This window comes from Blastococcus atacamensis (genome assembly GCF_002938425.1).
Lineage (GTDB): Bacteria > Actinomycetota > Actinomycetes > Mycobacteriales > Geodermatophilaceae > Blastococcus > Blastococcus atacamensis.
Map to the genome: position 1 here is coordinate 1 of NZ_POQU01000123.1, position 7,112 is coordinate 7,112.

Here is a 7,112-nt window from a genome sequence, read left to right on the forward strand (position 1 = left end):
AAGACGGGGTTCACCGACGCCGCGCGGCACACGTTCGTGACCGCGGCCGAGCGCGAGGGCCGCCGGCTGGTGGTGAGCGTGCTGGACACCGAGAACGTGCCGCTGCGGGCCGCCGACCAGGCGGCGCTGCTGCTGGACTGGGGGTTCACCGTTCCGCCCGGGACCCCGGGGGTGGGCCGGCTGGTGCGCCCCGGTGACCTGCTGCCGGCCGCCTCCGCCGGAGCCACCGGCCCGTCTCCCGAGAGGCCCCGGACGACGGCGGCCCCTGCGGAGGAGCCCACGGAAGGGCCTGCTTCCTGGGTGCTGCCGGCACTCGGTGCGGCGGCGGTGCTCAGCGCGACGCTGCTGGGTGCGGGACTGGTCCGTCGTCGTCGAGCCGGTCGACCGGCGGGGTCGGCCCCTCCCCCTCGAGGCCGGTGGCCGTCCAGGCTGCGGTGAAGAAGGAGAACCGCGCGACGAGGTTGATCCACACCAGGACGCCGACGGCCCCGCCGAACGCCGACGCGGTCACGCTGTCGGAGATCAGCGACAGGTAGTAGCCGCCGATCAGCTTCAGCACCTCGAAGCCCACGGCGCCGAACAGGGCGCCGGGCAGCAGCCGCAGCACCGGGTTCGCCACCCCCGGCACGACGCGCAGCAGCCACAGGAAGGCGACGACGTCGCCGGCCATCGCCAGCGTGATCCCCAGCAGCCAGGTGAGGACCCCGTAGCCCGGCTGGTCGGCGAGGTCGAGGAAGGCCAGCACCCGCGACGTCGCCTGGCTGACCAGACCGGTGAGCCCCAGGCTGGCCACCCCGACGGCGCCCAGCGCGACGAGCGCGACGATGTCCTGCAGGTTGTCGCGCAGGAACTCGGGCTCGTCCACCCGGCCCTTCCAGATCCGCTCCATGCCCACGCGCAGCTTGTCCATCGTGCGCAGCCCGGCGTACAGGAAGCCGGCCAGGGCGATGAGCCCGACGAAGCCCGCGGAGTCGATGGCGCCGGAGAGCTGCTCCACCAGCCGTCGTCCCAGGCCGCCGGGGAAGGTCTCCCGGATGGCCGTGAACAGCTCCCGCTGGAGGAGCTGGTCCCCGGCGATGACCAGGCCGACGATCGAAGCGACGAGCAGCAGGACCGGGAAGAGGGCCAGGAAGGCGAAGTAGGTGACGCCGGCGGCCATGAGGTCGCCCTGGGTGCCCTGGTAGCGCCCCCCGGCGCGGGCCAGGTGGTCGAACCAGCCGAACCGCGCACGTGCCGCGTCGATCCGGGACTCCACGAGGGCCCAGAGCCGGGCGGGCCACGCGGGGCGGGCCGGCGCGTCACCGGAGCTGGCAGAGCTCACCGCCAGAGTCTGCGGGTCCCGCCGGGTCCCCGCTGGAACAGCCCCCGGCGAGGTGCTGGAACGGCCCCTTCGCAGGGGCCCGCCGCGAGCGCCGGTGACCCGATGGAACGGCCCCCTCGCAGGGACCCGCCGCGAGCGCAGCGAGCGGCGGGGGGCGAGGGGGCCCTTCTAGCGCCTCGGACCGGTGAGCCGGTAGGTGCGGGCGATCGACCAGTTGCCGGTGGGGGTCTGCTCGAACTCGGTGAACTGCTCGACCCGGAACTCGGCCGAGAGGTCCTGCAGGCCGTTGTAGGCCAGCTCCAGCATGTCGGCCGGGACGTCGTGGGCGACGGTGACGTGCGGGTGGTACGGGAAGGACAGCGGCCGCTCCAGCGGGCCCCGGCGCACGTCGTTGGCCAGCAGCTCGCAGTTGCCGATGCCGCGCGCGACGGTCACGAAGACCACGTCGGAGACCGGCGTGAAGGTGCCGGTGCCCGCGAGGTGCATGTCGAAGGGCGGATGGTTGGCGGCGACCTCGGTCAGGTGCTCGGCCACGGCGGCCCGGTCGCCGACCGGGACCTCCGTCGGGGGCAGCAGCGTGACGTGCGGCGGCACCAACGAGGCCTGGGGGTCACCGGCCTTGGTCCGCCACTCGACCAGCAGCGACGCCCACGGCTCGGGAACCGGGAGGATCACCCCGAGCACGGCCGTCTCCGGCGGGCCGGCCAGCCGGCCCACGAAGGTGTCGTCGTTCATGCCGCGGGCCCCGCCGGGGGGAGGAAGCCCACCCGTTCGTACACGTCGGCGACCGTGCGCGCGGCGACGTCCCGCGCCCGCGCGGCACCGGCGGCGAGGATCCGCTCCAGCTCCGCCCGGTCGTCCAGGAGCTCCTGCGTGCGCTGCTGCACCGGCGTCACGAACTCGACGACGACCTCGGCGAGCTCCTTCTTCAGGTCGCCGTAGCCGCGGCCGGCGAAGTGCTGCTCGAGGTCGGCGACCGAGGTGCCCGACAGGGCGCTGTGGATGGTCAGCAGGTTGGTGACGCCGGGCTTGTTCTCCCGGTCGGCGACGATCTCCCGGCCGGTGTCGGTCACGGCCGAACGGATCTTCTTCGCCGTCACCTTGGGGTCGTCGAGCAGCTGGATGCACCCGGCCGGCGGCAGGCTCTTGCTCATCTTCTTCTCGGGCGACTGCAGGTCCATGATCCGCGCGCCGCCCTCGGGGATGAAGCCCTCGGGCAGGTGGAAGGCGTCGCCGTAGCGGCCGTTGAAGCGGATCGCGAGGTCGCGGGTGAGCTCCAGGTGCTGGCGCTGGTCGTCGCCCACCGGCACGCGGTCGGCCTGGTAGACGAGGATGTCGGCGGCCATCAGCACGGGGTAGGTGAACAGCCCGACCGTCGTGCCGGCCGTCCCCTCGCGCTGGCTCTTGTCCTTGAACTGGGTCATCCGGCTGGCCTCGCCGAACCCGGTGAGGCACTCCAGCACCCACGACAGCTGCAGGTGCTCGGGCACGTGGCTCTGGATGAAGAGGGCGCTGCGCGCCGGGTCGACACCCAGCGCGATCAGCTGTGCGGCCGAGACGAGGCTGTTGCGGCGGAGCTCGGCGGGGTCCTGCGCGACGGTGATGGCGTGCAGGTCCACGACGCAGTAGAAGGCCTCGTGCCCGTCCTGCAGGGCGACCCACTGGCGCAGCGCGCCGAGGTGGTTGCCGAGGTGGAACGAGCCCGCCGTCGGCTGGATGCCGGAGAGGACACGGGGAAGAGCCACATCGGCCATCAAACCAGCCGTCGCACGGCCCCGTCCCGGGGCCCGCCCCCAGCCGGCCGAGGCCCCGTCCCGAGGCTCGCCGCGAGCTTGCGCGTGGCGAGGAGGACGGGTTGCTTCCGGAGTCCTCCTTCAGGAGGCCAGCGCGTCGTCCAGCGCGGCGAGGAAGACGTCGTCCTCCTCGGGGGTGCCGACGGTGACCCGGATCCCCTCGCCGGCGAACGGTCGGGTGATGACCGCCCGGGCCTCCAGCGCCGCCGCGAGCTCCGCCGTCCGCTCCCCCACCGGGAGCCAGACGAAGTTCGCCTGGCTGTGGGCGACCTCCAGCCCGCGGTCGCGCAGCGCCCCGGTCAGCCGCGCCCGCTCGGCGGTGACCGCCGCGCAGCGGCGGCGGACCTCCTCCTCGCTGGCCAGGGCGGCGACCGCCGCTGCCTGGGCGACCATGCCGACGCTGAACGGCAGGTGGGTCTTGCGCACCGCCTCGGCCACGGCCGGGTCCTCGGCCAGCAGGTAGCCGACCCGCAGCCCCGCCAGACCCCAGGCCTTGGAGAAGGTGCGCAGCACCGCGACGTTCGGCCGGCCCCGCATGAGCTGCACCCCGTCCGGGATCTCCGGGTCGGTCACGAACTCGCGGTAGGCCTCGTCCAGTACCACGAGGGTGTCCGCCGGGACCGCGTCGAGGAACCGCTCCAGTTCCGCCCGGCGCACCGCCGTCCCGGTGGGGTTGTTCGGGTTGCAGACGAAGACCAGTCGGGTGGTGTCGTCGACCGCCGCGGCCAGGGCGTCGAGGTCGTGGGTGTCCGCGGAGCCGCCGTCCCGGCCCGGGGTCAGCGGCACCTGGATCGCGCGGGCGCCGGCGACGCGGGCCAGCAGCGGGTACATCTCGAACGAGCGCCAGGCGAAGGCGATGCTCGTGCCGGGGTCGTTGTAGGCCTGCGCGAGCTCCTGGCAGATGGCCACCGCCCCGCAGCCGGTCGCGACCTGCCCCGGGTCGACGCCGTACCGGTCGGCCAGCGCCCGGGTCAGGACGACGGCGCCGTTGTCCGGGTACCGGTTGGTCTCCGCGACGGCCGCCGTCACCGCTTCCACGACGGCGGGCAGGGGCGGGAAGGCCACCTCGTTGCTGGCCAGCTTGACGGCGCGCTCGACGCCGATCTCCCGGGCGAGGTCGGCGGGGTTGCGGCCCGGCTTGTAGGCCGGCAGCGACTGCACCGCGGGACGCGGACTGACCACGAGATCCTCCACCTCTGCGACCGCCCTCATAAGGTGGGCCCATGCGCGTACTCGTCGCCGGCGGAGCCGGCTACATCGGCAGCGTAGTGACGGCGGCGCTGCTGGCCGACGGCCACGACGTCACCGTCCTCGACGACCTCTCGACCGGACACGCCGACGCGGTGCCCGAGGGCGCCACGCTGGCCCAGGTCTCGCTGCACGACTCGGCGCCGGTGCTGGCGGAGGTGCGGCCCGAGGCGGTGCTGCACTTCGCGGCCAAGTCGCTGGTCGGCGTCTCCCAGCAGCAGCCCGAGGACTACTGGCACACCAACGTCGGCGGTTCCTTCGCACTGCTGGAGGCGATGCGGGCGGCCGACTGCCGGCGCATCGTGTTCTCCTCGACCGCCGCCACCTACGGCGAGCCGGACCAGGTGCCGATCCGGGAGGACGCGCCCACCCGGCCGACCAACACCTACGGCGCCTCGAAGCTGGCCGTGGACCACATGCTCACCTCCTACGCCGTCGCGCACGGGTTCGCGGCGGTGAGCCTGCGCTACTTCAACGTCGCGGGCGCCGCCTACGGTCTCGGCGAGCGGCACGCGACCGAGACGCACCTCATCCCGATCGCGCTGCAGGTGGCCGCGGGCACGCGGGAGTCGCTGACGGTCTACGGCCAGGACTACCCGACCCCCGACGGCACCTGCATCCGCGACTACGTGCACGTCGAGGACCTCTCCGACGCCCACCTGCTCGCCCTGCCGGCGCCCGCCGCGGGCGAGCACCGCATCTACAACCTGGGCAACGGCACCGGTTTCTCCGTGCAGGAGGTCGTCGAGGCCGCCCGCGAGGTCACCGGGCACCCGATCCCGGTCACGGTGGGCGAACGGCGGGCCGGCGACCCGGCCCAGCTGGTGGCCGCCAGCGACCGGATCCGCGCCGACCTGGGCTGGACGCCGAAGCACACCGACCTGGTCGGCATCGTGCGCGACGCCTGGGACGTCGCCAACGCCCGCCGCTGAGCCCGGTCAGCCCGCCGCGGTCGCGCCCTCGGCGTCCTCTTGGACGTCGGGGGCCGGCGGCGGGTTGACCCGGAGGCGGGCGATGCGCCGTCCGTCGAGCTCCAGCACCTCGATCCGGCGTCCCTCGGTCTCCACCGCGTCGCCGACCTCGGGGAGCCGCCCGAGCTCGGCGAGCACGTAGCCGGCCGCCGTCTCGTACGGCCCCTCCGGCAGCTGCAGCCCGGTGGCGTCGCTGAAGTCGTCCAGGTTGAGCAGGCCGTCCACCTCGCGCGGCTCGTCCGGCGACTGCCCGGCCTCCGGCTCGACCTCCTCGTCGTACTCGTCGTAGATCTCCCCGATGACCTCCTCGATGAGGTCCTCGAGGGTGACGATGCCGTCCGTGCCGCCGTACTCGTCGACGACGATCGCGAGGTGCTGGTTCTCCCGGCGCATCTCGCTGAGCACGGTCAGGACGGCGGCGGTGCCCGGCAACCGCTTCACCTCGCGGGACAGGTCACCGACGGTCGCCGCCCGACCGGCCGGATGGCTGGGCAGGAACAGGTCGCGGACGTGCACGAAGCCGACGACGTCGTCCTGGTCGCGGCCGGCCACCGGGAACCGCGACCAGTTCGACTCGGCCACCAGCTTCGCCGCGCGGCTGGCGGTCATGGACGCGTCGAGGAACTGCACCTCGGTACGGGGCGTCATGACCTCGCGCACCTCGCGCTCGCCGGCCCGGAACACCTCGTCGATGAGCCGGCGCTCGTCGCTGCTCAGCGACTCGTGCGCGGCCACCAGGTCACGCAGCTCCTCCTGGCTGATCGCCTCGCCGCTGGCTCTGGGGTCGCCCCCGAGCAACCGGACCAAGCCGTTCGTCGACTTGGACAACAGCCAGATGACCGGTCGGGAGAGTTTCGCGATGGCGTTGAGCGGGGCCGCGACGAGCAGGGAGAAACCCTCGGCCCGCTGCAGCGCCAGCCGCTTGGGCGTCAGCTCGCCCACGACCAGCGACAGGTAGCTGATCACGATGGTGACCAGGACCAGCGCGAGAGTGCCGGCGAGCCGTTCGCTGACACCGCGGCTCTCCAGGACGTCGGCGAGCGGCCGGGACAGCGTGCTGGCGCCGAAGGCCGCGGAGAAGAACCCGGCGAGAGTGACCCCCACCTGCACCGCCGCCAGGAACCGGTTGGGGTCCTTGAGCAGCTTCTGGACCGCCTGACCGCGCCGTCCCTGGTCGGCCATGGCCCGCACCTGACCCTCGCGCAGCGAGACCAGGGCGATCTCGGCACCGGCGAACGCACCGCCGATCAGCACGAAGACGACGACCATGACGATGTCGAGCCAGACGTCGCTCACCGGCGGCGTGCTCCTCAGGGTTCTCGGGTGCGGGGCCCACCATGGTGCCTGCTGGCGACCCACCTGCGAGGTGGTGGCTCCGTCACCTCCACGCCGGGGCAGGAGGTGACTCAGCTCACAGGCACTGTCCGTCTCGCAGCGCTTCCCGTGGGTTTTTTGCTCGATAACGAAGCGTGATCAGGAGTACCGCTGTGCCCCGCATCTCCGCCGGCCGAAGCATCGGCACGGGCCTGGCCCTCGCGCTCGCGGTGGCCGGGTTCTGGCTGACCGCACCGGACGCCGCACCGGTGGAGGAGGCTCTCGGCACCGCCCCCGAGTCGTCGACCTCGGTCTTCGCCACCACTCCGGAGCCGCTGACCGCCGACGTCCCGGCCGCCGGGCCCGCACCGGGCGAGGCCCCCTCGCCCGGTGCGGGCACGGCGCCCGGGACTGCGGCGGTCAGCGGCCTCCGAGCGGTCTGTCTAACACATCTCCGTAACCACG

Annotated in this window: 7 protein-coding genes and 1 pseudogene; 2 read left to right on the top strand and 6 right to left on the bottom strand. The window is 73.4% G+C overall.

Annotated features, from left to right (window positions below):
* The 5 genes from C5508_RS19695 to hisC form a co-directional block, all read right to left on the bottom strand.
* Positions 1–281 (bottom strand): hypothetical protein (locus C5508_RS19695; protein ID WP_198598180.1); only part of this gene is annotated, 281 nt, incomplete at its 3' end.
* A gap of 50 nt (positions 282–331) precedes the next feature.
* On the bottom strand, positions 332–1,321 hold the full coding sequence (locus C5508_RS18425; RefSeq protein ID WP_232797283.1) for a YihY/virulence factor BrkB family protein: 990 nt from the start codon (positions 1,319–1,321) through the stop codon (positions 332–334).
* A gap of 168 nt (positions 1,322–1,489) precedes the next feature.
* Complete coding sequence (locus tag C5508_RS18430) at positions 1,490–2,056, bottom strand: 2'-5' RNA ligase family protein (RefSeq protein ID WP_104526373.1); 567 nt, start codon at positions 2,054–2,056, stop codon at positions 1,490–1,492.
* On the bottom strand, positions 2,053–3,075 hold the full coding sequence (gene trpS / locus C5508_RS18435; RefSeq protein ID WP_104526374.1) for a tryptophan--tRNA ligase: 1,023 nt from the start codon (positions 3,073–3,075) through the stop codon (positions 2,053–2,055). Before trpS ends, C5508_RS18430 begins: the two co-directional genes overlap by 4 nt.
* A gap of 120 nt (positions 3,076–3,195) precedes the next feature.
* Positions 3,196–4,296, bottom strand: coding sequence for a histidinol-phosphate transaminase (hisC, locus tag C5508_RS18440; RefSeq protein WP_232797284.1), 1,101 nt, complete (start codon positions 4,294–4,296; stop codon positions 3,196–3,198).
* A 41-nt stretch (positions 4,297–4,337) separates the two neighbouring features.
* On the opposite strand from hisC, the gene galE reads away from it, so the two are divergent.
* Positions 4,338–5,294 (top strand): UDP-glucose 4-epimerase GalE, encoded by a 957-nt coding sequence (gene galE, locus C5508_RS18445; RefSeq protein ID WP_104526376.1) that lies wholly within the window; start codon positions 4,338–4,340, stop codon positions 5,292–5,294.
* 6 nt (positions 5,295–5,300) lie between these two features.
* Here the strand turns inward: galE and C5508_RS18450 are convergent, their stop codons facing one another.
* Positions 5,301–6,629: a hemolysin family protein gene (locus C5508_RS18450; RefSeq protein ID WP_104526377.1), complete on the bottom strand. Its 1,329-nt coding sequence runs from the start codon at positions 6,627–6,629 to the stop codon at positions 5,301–5,303.
* 191 nt (positions 6,630–6,820) lie between these two features.
* Between C5508_RS18450 and C5508_RS18455 the strand changes: the two are divergent.
* A pseudogene (locus C5508_RS18455) lies at positions 6,821–7,112 on the top strand (hypothetical protein); the annotation flags it as partial.